At 36.6% G+C, this 25,649-nt stretch carries 17 protein-coding genes; 15 read left to right on the forward strand and 2 right to left on the reverse strand.

What is annotated here, in order from left to right:
• Positions 1–121 precede the first annotated feature (121 nt).
• The 12 genes from aac(6') (at position 122) to BM183_RS15635 (ending at position 13,437) form a co-directional block, all read left to right on the forward strand.
• Positions 122–559, forward strand: coding sequence for an aminoglycoside 6'-N-acetyltransferase (gene aac(6') / locus BM183_RS15580; protein WP_091687801.1), 438 nt, complete (start codon positions 122–124; stop codon positions 557–559).
• Between the two features lie 96 nt (positions 560–655).
• A complete protein-coding gene (locus tag BM183_RS15585; protein WP_091687802.1) occupies positions 656–2,872 on the forward strand; it encodes a hypothetical protein in 2,217 nt (738 codons plus the stop codon).
• A gap of 88 nt (positions 2,873–2,960) precedes the next feature.
• A complete protein-coding gene (locus tag BM183_RS15590; protein WP_091687803.1) occupies positions 2,961–3,428 on the forward strand; it encodes an NUDIX domain-containing protein in 468 nt (155 codons plus the stop codon).
• A 201-nt stretch (positions 3,429–3,629) separates the two neighbouring features.
• Positions 3,630–3,908 carry a CD3324 family protein gene (locus BM183_RS15595; protein ID WP_091687804.1) on the forward strand — a complete coding sequence of 93 codons (279 nt, stop codon included), beginning with the start codon at positions 3,630–3,632 and terminating at the stop codon, positions 3,906–3,908.
• Positions 3,909–4,150: 242 nt separating this feature from the next.
• A complete protein-coding gene (locus tag BM183_RS15600) occupies positions 4,151–4,741 on the forward strand; it encodes a DUF1062 domain-containing protein (protein ID WP_091687805.1) in 591 nt (196 codons plus the stop codon).
• Positions 4,742–5,071: 330 nt separating this feature from the next.
• Positions 5,072–5,731, forward strand: coding sequence for a zinc dependent phospholipase C family protein (locus BM183_RS15605; protein ID WP_091687806.1), 660 nt, complete (start codon positions 5,072–5,074; stop codon positions 5,729–5,731).
• 675 nt (positions 5,732–6,406) lie between these two features.
• On the forward strand, positions 6,407–7,279 hold the full coding sequence (locus tag BM183_RS15610) for a GNAT family N-acetyltransferase (RefSeq protein WP_091687807.1): 873 nt from the start codon (positions 6,407–6,409) through the stop codon (positions 7,277–7,279).
• Positions 7,280–7,337: 58 nt separating this feature from the next.
• Entirely contained in the window at positions 7,338–7,946 is a 609-nt protein-coding gene (locus BM183_RS15615) for a histidine phosphatase family protein (RefSeq protein ID WP_091687808.1), read from the forward strand.
• 190 nt (positions 7,947–8,136) lie between these two features.
• Positions 8,137–8,814, forward strand: coding sequence for a response regulator transcription factor (locus BM183_RS15620; protein ID WP_091687809.1), 678 nt, complete (start codon positions 8,137–8,139; stop codon positions 8,812–8,814).
• Complete coding sequence (locus BM183_RS15625; protein ID WP_170848043.1) at positions 8,815–9,732, forward strand: sensor histidine kinase; 918 nt, start codon at positions 8,815–8,817, stop codon at positions 9,730–9,732.
• A gap of 385 nt (positions 9,733–10,117) precedes the next feature.
• On the forward strand, positions 10,118–10,789 hold the full coding sequence (locus BM183_RS15630; protein ID WP_091687810.1) for an ABC transporter ATP-binding protein: 672 nt from the start codon (positions 10,118–10,120) through the stop codon (positions 10,787–10,789).
• Positions 10,790–10,818: 29 nt separating this feature from the next.
• Entirely contained in the window at positions 10,819–13,437 is a 2,619-nt protein-coding gene (locus BM183_RS15635; protein WP_091687811.1) for an ABC transporter permease, read from the forward strand.
• A gap of 338 nt (positions 13,438–13,775) precedes the next feature.
• Here BM183_RS15635 and BM183_RS15640 read toward each other — a convergent pair whose 3' ends face one another.
• Positions 13,776–16,463, reverse strand: coding sequence for a calcium-translocating P-type ATPase, PMCA-type (locus tag BM183_RS15640; RefSeq protein ID WP_091687812.1), 2,688 nt, complete (start codon positions 16,461–16,463; stop codon positions 13,776–13,778).
• Between the two features lie 345 nt (positions 16,464–16,808).
• A complete protein-coding gene (locus tag BM183_RS15645) occupies positions 16,809–17,603 on the reverse strand; it encodes a cell wall hydrolase (protein WP_091687813.1) in 795 nt (264 codons plus the stop codon).
• A 362-nt stretch (positions 17,604–17,965) separates the two neighbouring features.
• Between BM183_RS15645 and BM183_RS15650 the strand changes: the two genes are divergently transcribed.
• From BM183_RS15650 to BM183_RS15660, 3 genes are all read left to right on the forward strand, one after another.
• Complete coding sequence (locus BM183_RS15650; RefSeq protein ID WP_091687814.1) at positions 17,966–19,210, forward strand: M16 family metallopeptidase; 1,245 nt, start codon at positions 17,966–17,968, stop codon at positions 19,208–19,210.
• Positions 19,211–19,248: 38 nt separating this feature from the next.
• The gene (locus BM183_RS15655; RefSeq protein WP_091687815.1) at positions 19,249–20,529 is read left to right on the forward strand and encodes an O-acetylhomoserine aminocarboxypropyltransferase/cysteine synthase family protein; all 1,281 of its coding nucleotides are present in this window, start codon (positions 19,249–19,251) and stop codon (positions 20,527–20,529) included.
• Positions 20,530–20,935: 406 nt separating this feature from the next.
• On the forward strand, positions 20,936–25,420 hold the full coding sequence (locus tag BM183_RS15660; RefSeq protein ID WP_091687816.1) for a family 16 glycosylhydrolase: 4,485 nt from the start codon (positions 20,936–20,938) through the stop codon (positions 25,418–25,420).
• Positions 25,421–25,649 lie beyond the last annotated feature (229 nt).

A 25,649-nucleotide genomic window follows, 5' to 3' on the forward strand; every position in this document is an offset into this window, starting at 1 on the left:
TATGAAATTTAATAGGAAGGGAAAAATGTTAGGAGCAAATTATATATGAGCATTGTTATTGAAAAAGGGAAATATAGTATTTTAGTTTTTCTTATTAATAAAACGGAGGTTATGGTGTGTTATGAACATTATTCAAAGTACGAATAATGAAGTAAAAGAGGTTACAAAACTGGCAAAAATGCTTTGGCCGGATAATGTATATGAAGAATTACATAATTTATTTTTAGAACTGCTAAAGGATGAGCATACAGTATTATTTTTAGCTGTTGAGAAAGGGGAATATATTGGATTTGCACAATGTCAGCTAAGATTTGATTACGTGGAAGGGACAAACAGCAGTCCTGTAGGTTATTTGGAAGGAATATATGTTTTAGATGAATACAGGCATCAAGGTATAGGACGGGAATTAGTATATGCATGTGAGAAATGGTCAAAGTCAAAGGGGTGTGTAGAATTTGGAAGTGACGTGGAATTTCATAATACAGCAAGTTATGAATTCCATTTAAAACTTGGTTTCCTCGAACAAAATAGAATTATTTGTTTTTCAAAAAAGTTATGATTATTAATACGTAAGTTTCTGTTATTGAATTGACAATATGTTCTGGTATTTTATGGTTAAGTAAATTAACTTAAAAAATGAAACGGAGAGTTTAATATGAAGGTAGAAAAGATAAGAATAATTCAAAAGATGTTATTCATAGTTGTTATTTGTTTTTTATCCTCGTCCAAGTCTGTTTTTGCCGCTCAAACAAATTCCTATGATATTAGTAAAGGTAATATTACAATAGGTAAATCCGGTGATTACACAATTTCAGGGAAAACGGATAAGAATATAATAACAATCAAAAAAGGTGTATCAGCCAACATTACATTACGGGATGTTGAAATATCTACTACCGATCCAAAGGCATCGATTCTGATTGAAGAAAGAGGAACAGGAAACTTTATTTTAAATGGTAACAATAAGATAACTAATGAATGGCAAGATGGTATTCATGTGAAATCCGAAGGAAAATTTATTGTCTCTTCCAATAGTACCGGTTCCTTAGAAGCAGCAGGGGGTATTTCCTCCGCTGGTATTGGTGGAAGTGGTGCTATCACAATAAAAGGCGGCACCATAAAAGCAAAAGGCGGCCAATATGGTTATGGAATCGGAAGTGGCTATGCATATCAGCTTCATCAAGAATATGATGGTGAAGCAGGAAATATAACAATTACTGGTGGTAATGTAACTGCAATTGGAGGAAAAGATGCTGCCGGTGGTATGGGTTTTTCCAGTAAAAAATCAAAAGGAACCATAGCGATTACCGGAGGTACCGTCTATTCAACTTCAGGAGGCTCTGGAATAGGTGCTCATGATTTTGAAGGTAAAGGAAATAAAATAACAATTAGCGGCGGTAATATAACTGCAATTGCTGGTGCTTATGGCGCAGGAATCGGCAGTAGTTTAAATCCAAATGGTACATCTGTTATAATATCAGGGGGAACAATTAAGGCAGATGGTGGTATGGGAACTGCGGTGTATGATTCTTGGTCCTATTCCAATGACATACGTCTTAGACAAGGTAAACAGGAATACGACATAGCTGCCAATAGTATTACTATTACAGGTGGTCAAATTTTTGCCGATTCCTGTTCTGTACAGCCCCAAAATTCTCAAGGACAAAAATTATTTCTTATGTTAATTCCAACCGAGAAAGGTAAAGTAACTAAGATAACTGCCTACCAGAAGAGCTATGGCAGTAAAGATATTAATTCCCAAGGAATTTTAAGCTTATGGTTACCTAGATTAGAGAGTAAAGAAGGAAAACCTTGCTTAGATGTAACATTTTCATCGGGGAAACATACTACAATGGATTATTTGAGTACCTTAGATGTATTGCAAGATTATAGTGGTTCAAAGGATATGGTATTTAATTTGTCCTCAGGTAGCTTGGATGTGTATGCAAATGGTCTAATATATAAAAATAAAATTTACCGGAGAAACAGCAATTATGAGCCTATAAAAGTAACCGGCTCCACTTCCAATAATCAAATTATAGTCCATAGTGGAAAACATAGATTTGAATTTGAAAATGTAACTGTAGATTATACAAAACAAACTGATAAAATGTTCTTTGTTGTTAATGGTGAATCTAATGTTATAATTAATAGCAAGAAACAAAATACAATAAAAGTTGGTGGAAATAGTGTGGGATTTTATGTAGGTACTAATGCTAAGTTATCCTTTACAGGCAATACTAATGAAGATAAATTCACCATAGAATCTTATGACGATTCTTATGGATTTACTACTTCCAATGGTTCCATTCAACAATTTGGAGGAACAATATCAATGACTGCAAAGCAAAATAGCATTGGAATGTTTCTGGGCAATGCAGGTGCTTTCTCCTTATATAATGGAATAATTAATGGTACTGGTAATACCCAAAATGTAATTTATGGATTGAATTATATGAAAGTTAACGTACATGGCGGTATAATGAATATGGATAACATTGGATACCGTGATGAAGGTAATGAGGAAGTAACTGACGTAAGTAATTTTACCATTTCAAATGGAGAGGTTAATATAAACAACCGAATGATTTTTAACACATTTGAAGTAACCGGTGGTACTATCAATGCTCATTTATTAGGTTCTGGAACAGGTTCTAAAATTATTATGTACCAAGGTAAGATAGTGATGGATCAATTTATCACAGATTATTCGAACCTAGGATACGATACAGTTTTTGAGTATATAACACCGGATGGCAGTGTATCAAAAGAATCTGCATTGGATACCTCTAACATATATGGTGGAGAAATTATAGAAACTCATAATGTTACAATAGAAGAATTGAAAAAGATATCATTTGGAAGATGCTAATATTCAAATCTAATTACCATTTTTGTTATTTTAAATGGATAGGTATATATGCGAAATTTTAATTATTTATTATTACAGGAGATGAAGTATGGCTATTCGTAACGCTGCAAAAGCAATAATTATAGAAAATGGTAAAGTTTTATTAAATAAATGTATTGGTAAATGTAATGAAATATATTATGATTTACCAGGGGGCGGACAAAACCAGTTTGAAGAAATGGAAGATGCGGTAAAAAGAGAATGCCTGGAGGAGTCTGGTTACCGAATTGAAATCATAAGATTTGCTGCGCTTGCAGAAGAAATATATGATGATTCAGAATTAAGAAAACAATATTATGATTACACCCATAGAATTCATCATATATTTATTGCTAAGTTAACTGACAAATCTGTATATAAACCAACTGAGACAGATATGCATCAATTGGAATGTGTGTGGGTTGATATTAATAATATTTCATCGTTGGATTTACGTCCAAAACCTTTGAAAATTAAATTAATCGATATAATCCATTCTGAGAAGCCATTATATCTGGGAACTGTACATGTTTTATAAGTTTTGTGTTATAATGAAATTTATAGGTTTAAACTTTCAAAAAAGAATGTACAAAAATTAATTTAAAGCTAATGAACAAAAATGAGGAGGATATTTTTATGAGACGATATATTATTTTTGCATAGCAAAGGCTATTGCAAAAAAATAATATAAAATAGCCTTTGCTATTCCTGACAAGATTATTATGTTTAGGAGGGCAAAATGAGCTATATTAAAGCAGATAACATTCTGCCAATAGAATTGGTAGAGTTAATACAAACATATATTGATGGTGAATATATCTACATTCCAAGAAAAGAGGAGAATAAAAAGTCTTGGGGGTCAGGAACTAATACAAGACAAGAATTGGATTTAAGAGATTCTGATATATACAAAGATTATCTGGACGGTATGGTTATAGATTCCTTGGCTGAAAAATATTTTTTATCATCAAAAAGTATACAAAGAATAGTATTAAAAGAAAAAAGAAAAGATTTATAAAAATAGTCAATGCAGTGTTTCTGCATTGGCTTATTTTTAATTCTGAAACAATTATGAGGTTTATTATGAAGTATAAATCTAATAAAATAGTGAAGTCATTAGTAATTTTATTTTATGTTAAGAAGGAGGAATTTCTTTTGAAAAAATATATTTTAAATGCATAGCAAAAGCTATTGCATTATCAAATAGAAAATAGTGAGATAGCTTTTGCATTTCTATTATGCATATGAATGGAGAGGCAAATGAGCTATTTAAAAAAGAAACAATGGATATTAATACCGGATTCCATACCGGAAGTAATAAGATATTGCCCGAAGTGTGGCAAAAGGACAAATTTTATTAACAGTGAAAAATTCAGAATCAATGCAAACCGTAATAATATCGATATCTGGTTAATTTACCAATGTTCTAAATGCAAATCTACCTGGAATATGAGTATTTATGAAAGAATTAATCCAAATGATATAAAGAAGGAATTATACGATAAATTTTTAGCAAATGATAAAATATTAGCTAAAAAATACGGGTTTGATGTAACAATCCATAACAAAAACATGTCTGAATTAATTTTAGATAATATGGATTACCATATAATTGAGTCGGTTTCCAATGATTATTGTGATAAGGAAAATGAGCAGTCTATTGAGATTATTAGTGAATTTCCTCTTGATATTCGAATGGATAAATTCTTATCTGAGAATCTGGATATTTCAAGAAGCCAAATAAAAAATATGTTTGATAAAGGGTTTATATATTGTCAAGAAGAAAGGAATTGGATAAAGAAGAAAGTTAAAAATGGTATGGTAATTAATATTGTAATTAGTCATGAATAACTTAATAAGACTTTAGAGAAATAGTGGTTTACTTCAATAAAGAGGATAAACTTGCTATTTCTTTTTTATTCCAAATTTAAAAAGTTAATTATAGTTATTGACTATTTTTTATATTATTATTGTAGTTATTTTTTTACAAATAGTGTATAATCTTCATAAGTGATTAGTAAGTCGTCATTTGAGAAAAAATGAAGAATATTCAATATATACTGTTGTAATTTTGAGTGCTGTAATTATATGAAATTTAATACATTGGTGGATATGATATTATTTAAGAACAACGTTAATTGCAGGAGAAGCAGAGTAGTTTAATACCGGGGGGAAGAATAGATGGCATCTTGGATGGTACATTTTCGAATAGCAGATAAGATTATGGATAAGATACCGAAGGTGGTAAGAATACCATATATTGTAGGTAATATAGGTCCAGATTGTGGAGAGCCAAATGAAGATTGGAGTTGCTTTACTCCATCGACCAATATTACACATTGGTCTGATGGGGATAAAACTACAATTGATTATGAGAAGTTTTTTACTTTGTATTTAGATAAGGAATCTGATTCTGAAAAATGGTCCTTTTATTTGGGATATTATATTCATTTATTGACAGATGCATTATGGTCTGGAAAAATAGCAAAACCAACTATGGAGAAATGGGAGAAAGAACGCTCGGAAAATAGTGATTTTGTTTGGATAATAAAAAGAGACTGGTATGACTTGGATCATTTGTTTCTAAAGAATAATCCGGAATTTCGAACTTTTCAAGTTTTTAGTAAGATTACTGAATTCCCTAATAAATATTTAGATTATTATTCAGATATGGCGATTATTAAGCAGATTAAATATATCACCAGGTTTTATTTATCAGAGCATGATAACTTAGAAAGAGAATATACTTATTTAGAAGAAGAAACTATGGACAAATTTGTTGAAGAAGCTTCTGAGATTATTATGATGGAACTAAAAATGAAAGATATTATAACCCTTTAAAAAATATAATCTAAATTGTAAAATGAATAAAGGAGGTATAATTTAAAATTTGATTATTAAGAGTTCGTAAATAAGGAGAAAAATTCCTGTTCCTTTTTTGTACTTGGCCAAAAACTTATAAGTATCAGTTGCAGATTAATATTAATAATGGAGAAGCAGAATCTAGTTGGATTCGAATTTAGACTCAAAAAATAAATATAGATTAAAAGGGCATAAAAATAGTATCTTAACGTAAGGCAGTAAAGGATGCTATTTTTTTAATCTATAAAAGACAACGCATAAGATAGGATTAAAGCTAATGTTAATAATTTTGGTGCAGTCATGGATAACGCATTCTTTCTATTAAATAAGAGTTCAATACAGAGATTGTACCTATCCTTGTACAGAAAATTAAATAAAAATCTAAACAGAACAAATATTTAATGAATAACAAGGACATATAACCTGTACTTAATGAATAGATTGATAAAAATAAACCGTACAAAACATGAAACAACTCTCATGTTTCCGTTGTTTTTACCTTAACCATGTGCTAAAATTAAGATAAAATACATGCTTTAATAATAAAACGTATTGAAATGATGAATTTACCTATTATGTTCTTAATTTTGCCTTAAAGAAAAATATACTTTTTTATTTATAGGGGATGAAAAGTTTAATAATGGAGGGGAACATATGTCAGTGAAACAGAGAAGATATAATATATTAGAGGACTTTGATAAGGTCAGTAATTTTTTAATCGATAATTATTCTATAAAAAAGCTGAATGGTTATTTACTGCAGCCATTTTGGGAATATGCCCATACAAACCCATTCTTTAATCACAAAATGACTCATCGTTTTGGAATATGGGAAGATGATTATAAAGTAGTTGCAATCGTCTGCTATGAAACAGACTTAGGTGAATGCTTTTTATTTGCATCGGAAAGGTACGAATATCTTTATGAAGATATGCTTAAATATGCAGAGGAAGAATTAAGTATTCAAAGCCAGAATAAAAGAAAGCTGCGTATCTGGATAACAGATAAACAAAAAGTGTTATTTAATATGTTGGTTTTGGGGAATTATTCTAAGGTTGATAAAAGACCAATTACCATATACAAGTATGATAAGGGTTTTAAAGAGTACATATTGCCAGAAGGGTATTCTGTTCTTTCATTAGAAGATGAAAAGGATATTAAAAAAATGCAACATTGTCTATGGAAGGGAATGGAACTTAGTAATAAACCTGAGGATTGTAATATGTTTAATCATTCAAGACTACATTTTAGAAAAGATTTATCCACCATTATTAAAGCACCCAATGGTGAATATGCTTGTTTTGCCGGAATGTGGTTAGATAGTAAGAATCATTACGGGTATCTAAAACCCCTTGCTACTTCGCCGGAATATAGAAGATTAGGACTTGCATCTGTTGCATTAATGGAAGCAATGAAAAAAACCACTTATTTTGGTGCCACTTATTGTTTTGGAGGTTCTAATGAGTTTTTCAGTTCAATGGGATTTGAAGTATTAGGATATAGAGAAGGTTGGGAGAAAACTTGGTAAATTATATTAAAATGGTATAATAATAAAGTGTTCTTACTATCTATAAAAGGAGAAGGATATGAGAGTATTGATTATTAGACACGGTGAATCCGAAGCCGATTTATTAGATGTACATGAAGGCAGAGCAGACTTCGAATTAACCGAACTAGGCAGAGAACAGGCAGAAAGAATGGCAATTTGGGTAAAGGATAATTATAAAATAGATCGGATTTATGCAAGTACTTTAAAAAGAGCAAAACAAACAGCCATTGCACTATCCCAAGAAGTAGGCATACCTATTGAAGAGACAGAGTACCTGATGGAGTTCAATAATGGTCTTATTGCTGGCTTGTCAAGAAAAGAAGCTGCCCAAAAATATCCTGAAGATCTAAGTCTTCCAATACACGAAAGTGTTTATGAAATGGAATCTTTGTTAGAATTTCGTTTTCGTGGAGATTACATATTGTCTAAAATTTTATCAGAAAACAATCCAGATGCAACCGTAGCGATTGTATCACATGGTGGAATGATAAATCAGCTGTATCGTTCTTTTCTAAGATTGCCGGTAGATTCTAATATAATCTTCCCAACGTCAGATACCGGAATTCATAGTTGGAGTTTTGAAAATAACAGAAGAGTTATATTATTTGCTAATAGTACGAAACACTTAATCAAGATGATTTGTTAAGATAGTACTACAATCTTTTGAATATGAACACTGAATATGAACATTTGGAAATAATAATTGTTAATATCATTTTATACAGGGCTGTCTTTAATCCAATAAGGTTAAAGATAGCCTTTTTCTTGCCATTAAATTACCGGCATGTTAAAATGAGGGAAAATATAGAATTCTATAATTCTCCGGAGGATAGGTTATGTTTAATATTTTAATTATAGAAGATGATAGAGCCTTAAGTGACGGTATTGTATTATCTTTGAAAGATGATAAATATCTATTATTACAAGCACATAATATAGCTGCTGCAAGAGAACTTCTAAAGAATAATTCTATTTCATTAATTATATTAGATATTAATTTACCGGACGGAAACGGTCTGGATTTTCTACGTGAAATAAGAGAAAAGTATATGGTTTCTATAATAATACTTACTGCCAATGACTTAGAAACTGATATTGTGACAGGTTTAGAATTAGGTGCCGACGATTATATTACAAAACCATTTAGCTTAATGGTACTAAGGGCCAGAGTTAAGTTACAGCTTCGTAAATTAGAAACTGCAGTTTCGAGTGTGATACAAATAGATGATTATAATTTTAACTTCAATGCCATGGAATTTTCTAAAAACGGTAATATAATAGAACTAAGTAAAACGGAGCAAAAGCTCCTTAAGATCTTAATTGAGAATAAAGGACATACATTAAGCCGTTCAGCCCTGGTGGATTGGATTTGGACGGATGGTGCTGAATATGTAGATGAGAATGCTTTATCTGTAACTATTAAACGTTTGCGGGACAAGCTGGAGGAGAATCCCTCTTCTTCCCAATATATAAAAACAGTATATGGAGTAGGTTATACCTGGGCGGTGAAATAGATGGATTATATTCGTATTTCAATTATTATAGTTCCTATTATAGTTTTGTTGGTTTCAATAAGTATGGTTCTTTATAATAAATATCAAGTAAATAAAATAATGAAACATTTATATGGTATGTTAGAATCTGCCATCAATGGTTGTTTTACAGAAACTACTTATGATGAATCCAAAATGTCTGCATTGGAAGTGAAACTCCATCAATATTTATGGGAAAGTGAAACGTCTTCAAAAAATCTTAAAAAAGAAAAAGAGAAGATTGATTCACTTATTTCTGATATATCTCATCAAACTAAAACGCCCATTGCCAACATACTTCTATATTCCCAATTATTAATGGAAAAAAATCTTTCAAAAGAAGCTGTACAATGTGCCGATCAGATCATGAGCCAAACTGAGAAACTAAATTTTTTAATCGGCTCCTTAATCAAAACCTCCAGATTAGAAAATGGAATTATTACGGTATCGCCCCAGGCAAATAATATCAGCAGTTTACTTGATGCCATCCATAAACAATTTACTCCACAAGGAGATAAAAAGCATATTTCTGTTTTAATAGATCAGACAAAGGAAAAAGCTTATTTTGATATGAAATGGACAATAGAAGCCTTGGCCAATATTGTTGATAACGCAATTAAATATACTCCGGAACACGGCAGTGTCATGATTAAAACAACGGCATTTGAATTGTTTTGCCGTATCGACATTACAGATAACGGAATCGGAATAGATAAATCAGAATTTAATAAAATATTTATGCGATTTTATCGTTCACAAGCTGTTACAGAGCAGGAAGGTGTGGGTATTGGTTTGTATCTTGCACAAGCCATCCTTTCAGCGGAAGGGGGATATATAAAAGTTGCTTCAAAACCAGGAGAGGGATCTGTCTTTTCTGTTTTCTTACCAAGATACAAGTAAATCTTTCAAAACTGTTAGATTTCAGAAAGAATGTAGAAAGATTTTTATGATATAGTAAAAACGTAATGAGGGAATCACAAGCTTGCTTGGGATTCCCGAGTGGAGTGCTCAAGATCATGAACATGCTTTATGTTCATGATATAGTAAAAACGTAATGAGGAAATCACAAGCTTGCTTGGGATTCCCCAGTGGAGTGCTCAGGATCATGAACATGCTTTATGTTCATGATATAGTAAAAATCACGAACACCTATTACGTTCATGATATAGTCTATGTATAAACTAAGTTTATACATAGATTTTTTAAATGTTTTTTGCCGGTGATAGGGCAAATAAAAAATCACCTGTATGCAGGTGTAGGTATTAGGAAAGGCAGGGATATATTAGTGAAAATTCTTGAAACAAATAATTTAAAAAAACATTATGGAACAGGGGAAAATGTAGTTAAAGCTTTAGATGGAGTAAATCTACAGGTTGAAAATGGTTCTTTTGTTGCAATTGTAGGTACCTCAGGTAGCGGCAAATCAACCTTGCTTCATATGCTTGGAGGACTGGACAGGCCAACAAGCGGAAGTGTAGTAGTGGATGGAAAAGATATTTTTACCTTAAAAGAAGAAGAACTTACTATATTCAGAAGAAGAAAAATCGGTTTTGTATTTCAGAATTATAATCTGGTGCCGGTTTTAAACGTATATGAGAATATTGTTTTACCAATAGAATTGGATGGAAATAAAATAGACAGCTCCTATGTGAATAAAATCATCAAAACCTTAGGCTTGGAACAGAAACTTCAAAATCTGCCCAATAATCTATCCGGAGGGCAGCAGCAAAGAGTTGCCATTGCCAGAGCACTGGCAGCAAAGCCTGCTATAATTTTGGCAGATGAGCCTACCGGTAATCTGGATAGCAAAACAAGTCTGGATGTTATAGGACTTTTAAAAGTTACCAGTAAGCAGTTCGGGCAAACTATTGTAATGATAACCCATAATGAAGAAATAGCGCAAATGGCGGATTACATCATCCATATTGAGGATGGAATCATAATAAGAAGCAAATAGGTGCTTAAAGCACCGGAAATGAGGTTATTATGTTAAATGTAGCAAATAAAAAAATAATCAGAAAATTATCCTTTCGCAGTTTTCGTTCAAATAGAACCAGAAATATAGTTGCATTAATTGCCATTGCATTAACCACTATATTATTTACATCAATATTTACTGTTGCTATCTCCATGAATTATTCCTGGCAGCAGCAAACTATGAGAATGGTAGGAGGTTCTGCTCATGGCGGTTTTAAGTACTTAACGAAAGAACAAGTAAATGAATTAAAAGATCATCCTTTAATTAAAGAATATGGATACTCCGTAATGTTAGCCATGCCTATGGAATCTCCTTTTCATAAGCACCATACAGAGATTCGTTACGGTAATGATGATGGGGCAAAACTGTTTTTCTCTTATCCTACAACCGGGCGGATGCCGTCAGAAGTGAAAGAATTGGCTACAGATACCAAAGTATTGGATTTGCTAGGGGTGCCCCATGAATTAGGGCAAAAAGTGACATTTACCTATCCCCTTGGAGGTAAAAACATAACCGATACATTTACACTCTGTGGATTTTGGGAGACGGATGAAACAATGTTGGCAAGTCAAATCTGGCTTTCTAAAGATTACGTAGAAGAAAAATTATCTTCTTATGATAAGGAAGCTGATAAAGGATGGGGCAGCAATATTATCGGTACCTGGTCTTTAGATGTTATGTTTGATAATAGCAGTAACATAGAGAAGAATCTTAGTATTATAGCAGAAGATAAAGGTTATAACACTCTTGATAACACTGCTGGGAATTATTTGGATACGGGAGTTAATTGGGCGTATACCTCAACACACTTAAATTCTGCTGATAGAATGATTACATTATTGGCACTTGCCATGATAGTTGTTCTCATTGTACTTACCGGATATTTAATTATTTATAATATTTTTCAAATATCCATATCCAACGATATCCGATTTTATGGATTGCTGAAAACAATAGGAACCACTTATAAGCAGCTAAAACGTCTTATTCGAAACCAAGCTTTAATGCTATCTTTATTAGGAATTCCAGTTGGATTGGTAATCGGTTTTTTTATTGGTAATACCCTGACTAAAATAATTATGAGTAATATGGCTGTTACCAGCACTTATATCACCTTTAATCCATGGATATTCATTGGATCCGCTGTATTTTCCTGTATTACTGTACTTATCAGCACTAGAAAGCCGGGTAAAATGGCTGCATCCGTATCTCCAATGGAAGCAGTACGGTTTGTAGAAAGAAGTATAGTGAAGCAAAAAACCAGCAGAACTAAAACCGGTTCAAAAGTGTACCGGATGGCTCGAGGTAATTTAATCCGCAGCCGTAAAAAAACTACTTTAGTAATCCTTTCACTGTCCCTTAGTGTAGTTTTATTAAGTGCTGTTTACACATTTGCAAAGGGATTTAACATGGATAAGTTTTTAAGTAAATTTGTGGTATCTGATTTTGTAGTCGGTCATGCAGACTATTTTAAAAGTTATTTTAGGAGTGAGGATCAAAAGGTTACCGAATCCATTATTTCTGCAATTCATGAGCAGGAGGGTATTACAGAAGAGGGAAGAGTTTATCTTTATACAGATTTGGCTTCTGTTTTACAAACAAAGAAAAAATTTATGGAGTTTTACAGTGACTTGCCCCCAGAACATCTTGATTCTTCAATTATTAATAAGAAAGATGAAGATATGGTAGAAATGAATCTGGATGTTTATGGATTAGATGAACTTCCAATGAAACATTTAAAACTTGTAAAAGGATCTATTGATTTGGAACAAATGAATCAGGAACATGGAATCATTCAGCTTCTATCTGAAGATGATTATGGGAACCTCTATATGCACGAGTCTATTTATAATATAGGTGATAAGGTAAGTATCCACTATATTACTGACTATGACATAGATGATAAGGGTAATGTAACTGAAAATAATGGTTTTGACATTGATTATAAAGTAGTAGCCACCGCAATGATTCCTAATAATATTTCCATGCGTCGCTACGGAAGTTTAAATTTTGCAATAACCTCAGACACCATGAGAGAAGATATGGAAATTATCAGTAATAATAAAAATGTATTTAGCACTATGAATTATATGATAAATGTTGAACCTGATAAGGAAAGCAATATGGAATCATTTATAAAAGATTACACAAATAATGTAGAAGCAGATATTAATTATGAATCAAAGAGTACCTACACGAAAGAATTTCAATCTTTTCAGAATATGTTTTTATTAATAGGAGGAATATTAAGCTTAATTATAGGCTTCATAGGAATAATGAATTTTATTAATGCAGAGCTAACCAGTATCATGTCAAGAAAAAGAGAACTTGCTATGTTGAACAGCATTGGTATGACCGGGAAACAGATAAAAAGAATGCTTGTAATAGAAGGATTGTTTTATGGTGGGAACGCTATTGTTATTTCGTTCTTCGTTAGTATACTGGTAGGATTTTTCTTAATTAGGCAAATGGAGAGTATGTTATGGTTTTTTCAATATCATTTTACGGTGATTCCAATTTTAGGTGTTTTGCCCATATTTATTCTTTTAGGTATTATAATACCCCTTTCTGCTTATAAAGCCACCAACAAACAAAGTATCGTAGAACGTTTACGTGAGGCTGAATAGAAATTAGGACACCGATACCACTTTGGTTTAAAACCCGGGAATGGGATAACTAAGAGATCTTTTCTACCAGCTTTTTTGCATACCACTGCTGAAAACCCCGATGGCACTATTTAGAAAAATGACTCCCAAAAAAAGATATTCTCCCACGCTCCGGCCAGAGAAGGGCAACGCTAATCAGTACTTTGAGCATATTAAACAGGGTAAATACATTGTCTCGGATCATAGCCAGTTGGATTTTGTCTTGGATTGGGGGGCTTGGGCTTTGTTGACCAGCCCCCGACCATGACGCTCTGCTGCCTCTGCCCACGTTAATCCGCTGACGGGGTAGCTACCATTGTTTATCTGGCATGCTGACCTCCTGTTTGGCGACGATGGCTGTACTTACTTACAAAATGCCAAATCGCCTTTTGGATTTCAATGAGTGCAGTTGGAATCAGCGACAATCCCAATATCATCAGCCATTCGTCTGCATCAAGAGAGGATAGAGCAAACACTTCCCGCACAGGGGGAATCACCACCAGCACCAGCATCAGGGCGGCAGAAACCAAGACGGAAACGAACAGGGCTTTGTTCTCAAACAAACCCTTTGAAAAAATGGATTTTGTGTTCGACCGCTGACTGTACGAATAAAAGAGCTGCGAAAATGCTATTGTACAAAATGCCATTGCTTGACCTGATGGCAAATCATCTCGCAGGCCAATAAAGAAGGCAATAAGAGTAGCGGCTGCGATAAAACAGCCTTGTGTAATCACGCGAATAACAAGCGCCTTTTCAAACAATGTGCCGGACTTTTTCGGTTTGTGTTTCATTACATCTGCTTCAGGCGGGTCAACACCCAGCGCAAGTGCGGGCAGCGTGTCAGTGGCAAGATTTATCCACAGAATATGAACAGCCAGAAGTGGAGCGGGGAAATTGAACAGTGTCGCAATAAAGATGGTGAGGATTTCGCTGATGTTGCCCGCAAGCAAAAACTGAATCACCTTCTGGATGTTGCGGTAGACACGACGTCCTTCTTTCACTGCGTCCACGATAGTGGTGAAGTTATCGTCCGTGATAATCATGTCAGACGCTTCCTTTGCCACATCCGTGCCGGAAAGACCCATCGCAATGCCGATGTCAGCGGCTTTGAGAGCAGGTGCGTCATTCACGCCATCACCGGTCATGGAAACGATTTCGCCGGTACGTTTAAGAGCTTCCACAATTTTCAGCTTCTGCTCCGGCGTTACACGGGCATAAACAGATGTGGTGCGGACCGCATTGTTATAGTCGTTGTCGCTCATTTCATCCAGTTCGTCCCCGGTATATACCGTATCACCCTTGTGCCAAATATCCAGTTCCTTCGCAATGGCCACAGCGGTGATTCTATGGTCGCCGGTAATCATAACGGTACGGATTCCCGCGTCCCAGCAGGTTTTGATTGCCGCTTTCACTTCCTCACGCGGCGGGTCGATCATGCCTACAAGACCGATAAAGGTTAGGCCGAACTCCACATCGGCATCATCGTCCTCCGGCACAGTGTCAATGCTCTTTTTGGCAAAGGCCAGCACACGCAGGGCATCGGAAGCCATACCATCTGATATTCGCCGGACGGATTCAATATCTTCATCGGTAATCGGACGCTCGCCCTCAGCTGTCAGGATTTTGGTGCAAACCGGTATCAGTTCATCTATTGCACCCTTCGTAAATACGACAGGTTTACCCCCTACTTCGTTGATGGTGGACATGCGCTTTCTGTGGGAATCAAATGGCTGCTCAAACAGCCGCGGGCAGTCCTCCTCCAAATCGCCATGATCCTCGCCAAATTTTTGGGAGAGCACAATCAGTGCACCCTCAGTCGGATCACCCAAAATACTCCCGGGGTTGTCGGGGTCAAACTCGGCATTGTTACATAGTGCACCCGCCCGAATCAACTCGTAGTAGCTCCCATTCATCTTAAGCGCACTTTGGGTAGGCCGTGCCTTGCCGCTCCCAACATCAGAAGCAATGGCAATTTGCGTTACGGTCATCTTGTTGAGTGTCAGCGTACCTGTTTTGTCCGAACATATGACTGTTGCGCCCCCCAGCGTTTCCACGGCAGGCAGTTTGCGGATAATTGCGCCACGCTTTGCCATGCGCTGGACACCCAGCGCCAGAACGATGGTGGCGGTTGCAGGCAGCCCCTCCGGGATGATAGAGATGGCAAGGGAAATTGCCGTCATGAGCAGAGGAATTAAAGGCTGCTTATAAAAAAAGCCAATTGCAAAAATCAGCGCACATACAACCAAACCCACGATGGTCAGCGTTTTACCAACCGAGGTCAGCTTCTTTTTCAGCGGCGTGTCAAACTCGTTTTGACTATCAATCATGTGAGCGATTTGCCCGACCTCAGTGTTCATGCCGGTGGCAACGACTATGCCTACACCCCGCCCGTATGTAACCAGCGTGGAAGAATAAGCCATATTACTTCGGTCGCCGAGGCTACAGCTTTCGTCAAGTATTTTATCGGCATCCTTTTCCGAGGGTATAGCTTCTCCGGTCAAGGATGCTTCCTGTATTTTCAAGCTGGAGGAATCAAGCAGCCGGATGTCGGCGGGCACCATTGAGCCGTCCTCTAAGAAAACAATGTCGCCGGGAACAAGCTCACTTGCCGGAATATTGCTTTCCTCACCCTGTCGCAGTGCCACAGCCCGTCCGGTGGTCATTTTTTTAAGTGCATCCAGAGAGGCTTCGGCCTTCTTTTCCTGAATGATGCTGATCACGGCGTTTACAGACACGATGAACAGGATGACCCCACCCTCCAATGCTTCGTGTAGAACGAAGGAGAGTATCGCCGCACCGATTAAGATGATTATCATCGGGTCTTTCAGTTGTTCCCACAGCATTTGCAGAATCGTTCGGTTTTCTTTTTTACGGAGCTCATTTATTCCGTGAGCTTTCAGCCGCAGTGCAGCCTCGGCATCGCTCAAGCCTTCTGTTGAGGTTTTCAGTTCTTTGCAGATTTCCTCAGCAGGTTTTGCGTGCCAAGGCATCGTACTTCGGTAGTCCATTAGGACCATACCACCTTTCTTAGTTAAATTTTTATACAAAAAACAACGCTAAAAACACACAAAGACACAAACCGAACTTACAAATCCATTCAGCCTGTGCCTTGTTATATCTTTAACGTTGTTTAATTGTCGTGGGTTACTATCACTTTCTCCACTATCAGATTCCAATTTGATTTGACCTCTTTCTTAATACTGGCATTTACTATAACATACATTTACGCTTCTGTCAAATTAAGGTTTATCCCTATCTACTTTGGGACTCGCAGGGTAGATGCTAAGGCGAGAAACGCCGTGGAGCATATCGCTTCACGGTATTCCCCTTTTGCAATAAGCCTGTTTCTTTATTTACTTTGCGAATATCATAGATCCAATTTTAACTGTAACAGGCTTAGATTTAATCCATTCATTAGTACATGTATCATCATAATAGAACATGGCTTTTTTACTTGGATCACTGCCATTTAAAGCTTCTTTGGCAGCTTTTTTTGCTTCGTCGGTTGCAGGATTATTAATATATCCGTTTTCAACCGGCGTAAATTGATAGTAGCCTCCGGGTACATCATTAATAACGGCTGATATGGTATTTGGCCATTCTGCGCTTTTAACTCGATTGACTACAACAGCACCTATTCCAACCATTGCGCTATAGGGTTCACCGTTGGCTTCAGCAGTTATTAATCTTGCCAAAAGATCAAATTCTTCCTGGGTATAAGATATGACGGCTTTCGAGGAATCCGATTTTGCTGTACTGGAAGATAAAGTGGCATTACTTGATGTTTTACTAGCCGGTATAATTAATTTTCGTCCCGGTAAAATTAAATCATCCCACTTGTGATTTGCCTTTCTTAATGAGAAAAGTTTAACGTTATATTTCTTTGCAATTGAGTAAAGGGTATTTCCTTTTTGAACAGTATGTATTTTGGCAGGGACATCTAATATTTGTCCGGGATAAATTTTATCTGATTGTAGTTTGTTTGTTGTCTTTAGTGTACTTATGGAAGTTCCAAATAGATTTCCAATCTTATAAAGTGAGTCGTTTTTTACTATCTTGTAATTGGCTGCAAAGGCTGTTGTCTGAGATAGTGTTAACGATAGAAGAACTCCTGCAACGAGAACCTTTCCTTTATTTAATTGTTTCATATGTACCTCCTTCTGCTATAAAAAGTGAACACTTTTTACAACTTATGGTTTGTTTATTGAACTTCTCTACCATTGTATATGATAATTAGTTGGAAAATCTATACTATATTATTGGTAAGAGAGGTAAAAATGCTCAATTTGAAATTGTTAAAACTCATATGTATTAGTATTATATACAAAACACATACTTAGGAATAAGCTGCCAATGCAAATACTGTGACATAATATTTCTGAATGGAATTAATTATCAGGTAATCAAGAGCGAAGTTTTGCGTAATTTAATTTTGCAACAGCTCCTTATTGTATAATCTTGTTAAGAGTGTTACAATCTATACTATTAGAATATGGAAAGGAAGTAATAAATGGTAAACCGCAAAAGACTATCCAATGGCATTACTGTAGTTTTAGAAAAGATGCCATATTTAAGAAGTGCTGCTTTTGGCCTATGGGTAAAAGTTGGATCTTCTGATGAAAATGATGATAATAATGGTATTTCACATATAATAGAGCATATGCTTTTTAAAGGCACAAAAAATCGTACTGCAAAGCAAATTGCAGATGATATGGCAAGAATAGGAGGAGATAGTAATGCTTATACCAGCAAAGAGTGTACCTCCTTTTATGCTGTAACTTTAGACGAACATTTGCCAATTGCAATTGAAATCATTGGAGATATGTTAAACAATTCCCTGTTAGATGAAAAAGCATTGGAAAAAGAGAAAGGCGTTATCATAGAAGAAATAGACATGTATGATGACTCTCCAGAGGATTTAGTTCATGAAATGCTTCAAATGAAAGTATGGGATCATCATTCCCTTGGTTATCAAATCTCCGGAAGTAAAAAGACGGTGAGGTCTGTAACCAGACAGCAGATTCTAAGTTTTATGGAGCAGTATTATGTATCTGAGAATATGGTAATATCTGTAGCAGGTAATTTTGAAGAAGATTATATAATGGACTTATTGGAAAAACACTTTTCAGCTATAAAGAAAGGATCACGACAACCGGAATGTTCTGCTCCAATTTATCGTCCTACTATATACACAAAAGAAAAAGATGTAGAACAGCTTCATCTGAACATTGCTTTTGAATCCGTTCCGGCAGATGCGAAAGAAAAATATGCGTTGACTATTCTTAATTCTGTATTTGGAGGAAGTATTAATTCCAGACTGTTCCAGATTATCCGTGAGAACTTAGGGTTAACTTATACTATTTATTCTTATGGCAGCGCTTATAAAAAAGCTGGTTTATATCAGGTATACGGTGCAATGAATCCTATGCAGCTGGAAGCAGTAGTTCAAAATACCTTTGAGATCATTGAGGATATTAAAGCAAATGGAATAACCGATGATGAGTTGATAATGACAAAAGAGCAAATAAAGACAGAATTAATTCTAGGAAGTGAAAGTGCCAAGAACAGAATGAATAGTAATGGAAAATCCATTCTTTTTAAAGACTCTATTACACCTTTGGAAGAAACCATTTCAAAAGTAAATGCAGTGGATAAAGAAGAAATTACTGACTTTGCCAAGAGGTATTTACTCAGGGAAAATTGCAGCTTTTCACTAGTAGGAAATTTAAGTAATATAAATATGGGAGGCTTCTAAAAGGAGATTAGTATAAGTACAAAAGAAAGGTGAATAACATGAGCAATTATCACATTAATACCAAGTGTATTCAAGAGGGCTATATGCCAAAAAACGGAGAGGCAAGAGTGCTTCCTATTTACCAAAGCACTACTTACAAATACGATTCCAGCGAACATGTTGGTAAATTATTTGATTTAGCAGAATCCGGATTCTTCTATTCCAGAATAGCCAATCCCACGGTAGATGCAGTAGAGCAAAAGATTGCTGCATTAGAAGGCGGCATAGGTGCAATATGTACTTCTTCCGGACAAGCCGCCAGTACTCTTGCGGTACTTAACATCTGCAATGCAGGTGATCATATGATTTCTTCCGCTGCCATTTATGGCGGAACCAGTAATTTATTTGGGGTTACGATGAAAAAGATGGGGATAGAAGTTACTTTTGTAAATCCGGATGCTTCTGAAATGGAGATTCAGGATGCCTTTCGAGAGAATACAAAGCTGGTATTTACAGAAACCCTGGCAAATCCTACCTTAGTAGTGTCAGATATTGAGAAATTTGCAACATTAGCCCATAAAAATGGGGTGCCATTGATAATAGACAATACATTTGCCACTCCTATTAATTGCAGACCTATTGAATATGGTGCTGATATTGTAGTTCATTCTACTTCCAAATACATGGATGGTCATGCTGTGGCACTTGGAGGAGTTGTTGTAGACAGCGGTAACTTCAACTGGGATAAGGGTAAATTTCCAGGACTGACCACGCCTGATGAATCTTATCATGGTATGGTATACACCAGAGACTGTGGAAAAGCAGCATATTTGGTTAAAGCCAGAGTTCAGCTTATGAGAGACCTTGGATTAACGCCTTCACCTAATAATGCCTTCTTATTAAATTTAGGTTTGGAAACCCTCCATCTTAGAATGGAACGTCATTGCAGTAATGCATTAGCGGTTGCGAAATGGTTAAAAATCAATGATAAAATTTCTTGGGTAAATTATCCGGGGTTGGAAAGCAATAAATATTATCCTTTGTCTAAAAAATATATGCCAAATGGAACCTGCGGGGTTATTTCCTTTGGAATAAAAGGTGGCAGAGAAGCTGCTGTTAAATTCATGGATGGTTTAAAACTGGCTGCTATCGTAGTCCATGTAGCAGATGCCAGAACTAGTGTCTTACATCCCGCCAGTACAACCCACAGACAATTATCCGATGCTCAATTAGTAGAAGCCGGAGTTACTCCTGACTTAATTCGTATGTCTATTGGTATTGAACATGTGAATGATATTATAGCCGATTTAGAGCAGGCGTTGGCTTGTGTACCAGAATAAATAATATAATTATTGAAAGTCACAAAAGCAGTATAAGAGATTAAATTCGGAAGTTATTGATGTATATTTCAGATATGTTTAAATTCACTAATTTTAAAAGACCCACAGTTCGGAGTAATCCCTATTGTGGGCATTTTTCTGTACCAATATAAATTCCATCCCGTAGCTATCCAGTGAAGACAGGGAATAGAGGTTACATATATCAAATTATAAAATAGCCGATATCTTAATAATAAATTTCGATTTGTGGACGGGGTATCTATTGCTCAAATATAAAAAAAAGAATGCTTTTTTAAAATTTTGACCCTTTTCAAAAAGAATCAATACTTTAAAATTTAAAGTAGTATTGGTTCATAGAAAGCACACGCTCTCTGAACAAATCTGGTAAAATTTTAAGGAGGTATTTATGGGAAAGATAAAAAGGAAAAAGCAATTTGTCCTGTATTTCAAAAGAGGGGCTGTGGCAATGATTGTAATGGCCATGTTGTTACAACCAATTCCGGAAGCCATTGGAAACACTGTACAAAGAGTTGAAGCGGCAGTTACAACGGGAGATTACATTGATTTACAGAACGCGGAAACAGAGTTATGGGTAGGAGGAGAAAACGGCTGGGGTGGCTCATATGCTACTATGAACGAAAGCGGGACGATAGCAACTATTGAAGTTACTAATTTTGGAGTTGGAGAAAATGAATGGACACTTCAGTACATAGTAAAAGACCTGGTACTAAAAAGCGATACCAAATATAAGGTGGAATTCGATATCACCTCAACGATTAACAAGGATGTATTCATTAAGCTGGATGATGCTGGCAACTATATTAATAAACTCATTCACTTGACAGCAGGGGAGAAGTATCATTACAGTGAGGTGAACGGACCGGGTGCGGTTTCTGCCGAGAAACCGTATTTCTTCTTTGCACTGGGCAGGAATGGGAGCGAGCCTAACGATCTAAACGGTATGATTACTATTGAGAACCTAAAAGTTGAAGAAGTTAATGACACGGAAACGGCAGCCGATATTGAGGTAAACAAAAAAGGAACAATCGTAAAGTTCCAGTTAGCAAAGGATTCAGCTGCTTCCACAGCAAAGGCATATTATGCCATCTGCACTTCAGAAGCAGAGGCCAATGCATTGAGTGTCGGAGATGCAGCTTTTAAAGAGTGCACAATGTGGAAGAAGGCAAATGGTATATGGGAAGTATCGGACAACGTTAAATTAACAGACGGTCAGATTATCCGCTACTATTTTGATAAAGACGGCTTGACCACTACACCGAAAAATTATACTTTCTCCGGATTTACGCCATTGGACTATAATTATGACAATCAGGCAGATCTTGCCGCCAACGGCTATACACTGGCGTGGTCTGATGAATTTGACGGTGCAGAACTTGACCTTAACAAGTGGTCCTTCCAGATAGGGACAAAAGATCCGAATGGAGGACCTGAGTATTGGGGAAATGAAGAGAAGGAATATTATACCGATACCAACCATGTGGTAGAGAATGGAAGGCTGGTCATTACCGCGAAACAGGAATCAAAGGGAGGTATGCCATACACTTCAACCCGTATACGCACCAAGACGGATGCCGGTAATACTCTCTATGCGACCAAATATGGACGTATCGAAGCAAGAATTAAGCTGCCTACAGAAGAAGGACTCTGGCCGGCATTCTGGATGCTTCCTGCTGACAGCTCTATTTATGGAACCTGGGCGGCTTCCGGAGAATTGGATATCATGGAGGCAAGAGGCCGTTTTCCGGATAAAGTTGGCGGAACAATTCACTTTGGTTCACAATGGCCGAACAATACTTATTATGGGAAAGAGCATACCTTCGATTCCTCAACGGATATTAGTGTGTATCACTTGTACAGCGTAGAGTGGGAACCGGGTAAGATTACATGGTTAGTAGATGACGTACCCTATTTTTCTACAGGGAATTTCTGGAGCAAAAATTCTGATAATGCAGAAAATTATACTTATGGAGCACCTTATGATGTGCCCTTTTATCTTATTTTAAACCTGGCAGTGGGCGGAACCTATGATGGGGAGGCCAAACTGGAGAATGCACAGTTCCCGGCAGATATGGAAGTTGATTATGTCCGGGTATACAAAAAAGCTGATGATTACTATCAGAATCTTGAAGATAATCTGGCAACTCCGGAGACACACAGGGACAATATGAGCTTTGAAAGTCCTGCATATCAGCCTACAGGCATTAATGGCGACTATGTTAAGGATACGGTATTTAATACCCTAAAGACTGTTTCCCAGGTAAAGCCGGAGGATACTGACTGGCAGTTCTTTGTAGGCGATTTTGGGGGTGAGGCAACGGTAACAAAAGATACCATTGATGGCACGGTCTATGCAAAGACCAATATTACGAAGGGTGGAAACCAAAACTATGCTATTCAGCTAATCAAGCATTTTCCGTTTGCAAGGGGCTATACTTATGAAATCAGCTTTGATGGGGCAGCTTCTGCCAACAGGGAACTTCTGCTTAAACCATGTGGCGATGCTGATAACGGCTGGGCAGGTTACGGTGTATCAAAGAAAGTTGATCTGACAACCACCATGGCACACTATACTCATCAGTTTACCATGGATAAGGATTCGGATCCCACTGCTCGTCTGGAGTTTGATCTGGGTCTTGCAACGGGTAATGTCTTGATTGGAAATGTAGTCGTAAAACAGGTGGAACTGGAACAGGTGGATAACAGGGATATTTTTAAAAATCCGGATCAGAATGGCGGAAACCACATTTACAACGGTTCTTTCGACCAGGGAGCAGAACGGCTTGCTTTCTGGCACACTGAGAATGCAACGGTAAATGTACCAAACGTAATTAATCAGGAATATGATACAGTGACGGGAGATAAAGGAGACTTCAGCCGCAGGGCATTTGTGACAGCCAATGATAGTAGTGGAAGGATTTATCAGAACGGTATTTGGTTGCAGCAGTCAGATATCTATCAATTGTTTCTGAACCTTTCATCTCAGACAGCAGCTAGGGTTTCCGCCGTGCTTACCAGCAAAGACGGTTCCAAGGTTTATATGAAGGAGACCATTGACGTTACAGGAACCGGCATAGGAAAAGATTATACGGTGAATTTTGCAATCCCTAAGGGAATTACAGATAAAGAGGCAGTATTCTCGCTGGTATTTGAAAAAGGAAGTACCGTATCGGTAGATAACATCCGTTTGGTACGCACCACCAATAATAATGTTACCGTAGATTACAGTGATGTTGTTTTAGAGCCAGTTAAGACTGATTCAACAGGCTGGACAAATAATCTGAATAACGGCACTGTTACCCCAGCGGCAAATGAGGGCGGAGAGATTACCAGCCAGACGGTAACCAATCAGTTAAATTATATGAGCATGCTTTATATTCCTGTGTCTGTTAAAAAGGGAATTACCTATCACCTTAGTTTTCAAGGAAAATCACAGTATAATAATTCTGTTATGGTAAATATTCAGGAGGATAATAGCTGGGCGGTAACATTAGAAGAGAAATTGAATATGAAAGCTGAAGAGTGGCAGGAATTCAACTATACCTTTAATTCAACGCTTACAAACGCCGCCAATCCGATTTTCTTGAAATTCTTACTGTCCGGTCCCGATGTGACAGGGGGTACCTTTAAGGTAAAGAATGTATCTATGACCGCAGAAGTTCAGGAAGGTGCAAAGGAGGCACCGGCAGATACCATTCTAAACAGCTCCCCTCCGGTTAGGGGCAGCGATTATGTAATAAAGTTAAAAGATGGCGACTATAAAACGAAATTCTTTAATTACATAGAAAAACCTGACCGAAAAGCTCTGATTATGGTAAACGGTTCTGCTTTGCCCGATGGGTCTGTTAAAAACGGTACAATTGTCATTCCTGCTTCCATCATTGGAACAGGTGTTTATAGGATTGAGCTGGCACTGGATGGTTTCAACAGCATTGTATTATCAGGAACTGTAAAGGATGCTGCAGATCCGGGTGGCAATCCGGGAAGCAATACAGGAAATAATACAGCAGATAATAACGGAAAGGTAATAGATGCGGCTGCGCCGGTTATCGTAACACAGCCTGTCGGCGGAAAATATGCATACAATGCTAATGCAGCCAGCCTGTCCGTAAGTGCCACTGGGGATGGAACATTAAGCTACCAGTGGTATAGGAACAATGGGGATACTACATCAGGAGCATTGGCCATCAGCGGAGCGACTGGGGCAAGCTATACACCTTCCACTGAAAAGGTTGGAAAAACATATTATTATTGTGTGGTAACCAACACCAATAAGGAAGCAACCGGTGTCAAGTATGCAACTGCTACAACTAATATTGTAACCGTAGAGGTGACAAAGGCAGCAAATTCAATTACCGGTGTTAAAAATATATCAACGGTGTATGGCAGTGCGGCATTTACTTTAACAGCAAAAGCAAGGGGAACCATCTCTTATAAATCCTCCAATCCGAAAGTTGTAACTGTATCTTCTGAAAACGGCAGGGTAGTCATCAAGGGAACCGGTAAGGCGACGATTACCATTACTGCCACTGGAAACAGTAATTACAAGGCTTCAACAAAGAAAATCACTGTTACTGTGGCTCCAAAGAAAGCAACTGTAACCAGCTTAAAATCCGGCAAAGCCAACAGCCTAAAGGTGGCATGGAAGAAGGACACCAGAGCAACAGGATATAAGATACAGTATTCCACATACAGTAACTTTAGCGATGCCAAGACGGTATCTGTCAGCAAAAACGCAATAACCACCAAGACCATCAGCAAGTTAAAAGGTGGAAAGACCTATTATGTACGCGTACGTGCATATACCAAATCCGGCAAAACAAACTTAAATGGAGGCTGGAGTACTGCAAATAAAGTTGTTGTTAAAAGATAAATAAAGATTTGTTGCAGTAGGACGCTCAATGTCGTCAACTTAAGGACACTACCGTCATATTGTATATTTATTTATAGGTGTTTTGGTTAAAATGCGAATTGACAAACAAATGTTCCCTCCAAAATTTTATTAGATACATTTTATCTATTAAATTTTGGAGGGATTTTTATGTCTATTCGTAATAACTTAAAGGATTTTTTTCAAGAAATGAATACTCTTCTTACTTCTA

This window comes from Anaerocolumna aminovalerica (assembly GCF_900115365.1).
GTDB lineage: Bacteria > Bacillota > Clostridia > Lachnospirales > Lachnospiraceae > Anaerocolumna > Anaerocolumna aminovalerica.

Coding starts and splice junctions, on each gene's coding strand:
- BM183_RS15590 (WP_091687803.1), top strand. CDS start 2,961: ATGGCTATTCGTAACGCTGCAAAAGCAATAATTATAGAAAATGGTAAA.
- BM183_RS15655 (WP_091687815.1), top strand. CDS start 19,249: ATGAGCAATTATCACATTAATACCAAGTGTATTCAAGAGGGCTATATG.
- BM183_RS15660 (WP_091687816.1), top strand. CDS start 20,936: ATGGGAAAGATAAAAAGGAAAAAGCAATTTGTCCTGTATTTCAAAAGA.
- BM183_RS15650 (WP_091687814.1), top strand. CDS start 17,966: ATGGTAAACCGCAAAAGACTATCCAATGGCATTACTGTAGTTTTAGAA.
- BM183_RS15605 (WP_091687806.1), top strand. CDS start 5,072: ATGGCATCTTGGATGGTACATTTTCGAATAGCAGATAAGATTATGGAT.
- BM183_RS15600 (WP_091687805.1), top strand. CDS start 4,151: ATGAGCTATTTAAAAAAGAAACAATGGATATTAATACCGGATTCCATA.
- BM183_RS15595 (WP_091687804.1), top strand. CDS start 3,630: ATGAGCTATATTAAAGCAGATAACATTCTGCCAATAGAATTGGTAGAG.
- BM183_RS15645 (WP_091687813.1), bottom strand. CDS start 17,603: ATGAAACAATTAAATAAAGGAAAGGTTCTCGTTGCAGGAGTTCTTCTA.
- BM183_RS15610 (WP_091687807.1), top strand. CDS start 6,407: ATGTCAGTGAAACAGAGAAGATATAATATATTAGAGGACTTTGATAAG.
- BM183_RS15625 (WP_170848043.1), top strand. CDS start 8,815: ATGGATTATATTCGTATTTCAATTATTATAGTTCCTATTATAGTTTTG.
- BM183_RS15635 (WP_091687811.1), top strand. CDS start 10,819: ATGTTAAATGTAGCAAATAAAAAAATAATCAGAAAATTATCCTTTCGC.
- BM183_RS15585 (WP_091687802.1), top strand. CDS start 656: ATGAAGGTAGAAAAGATAAGAATAATTCAAAAGATGTTATTCATAGTT.
- BM183_RS15620 (WP_091687809.1), top strand. CDS start 8,137: ATGTTTAATATTTTAATTATAGAAGATGATAGAGCCTTAAGTGACGGT.
- BM183_RS15615 (WP_091687808.1), top strand. CDS start 7,338: ATGAGAGTATTGATTATTAGACACGGTGAATCCGAAGCCGATTTATTA.
- BM183_RS15640 (WP_091687812.1), bottom strand. CDS start 16,463: ATGGACTACCGAAGTACGATGCCTTGGCACGCAAAACCTGCTGAGGAA.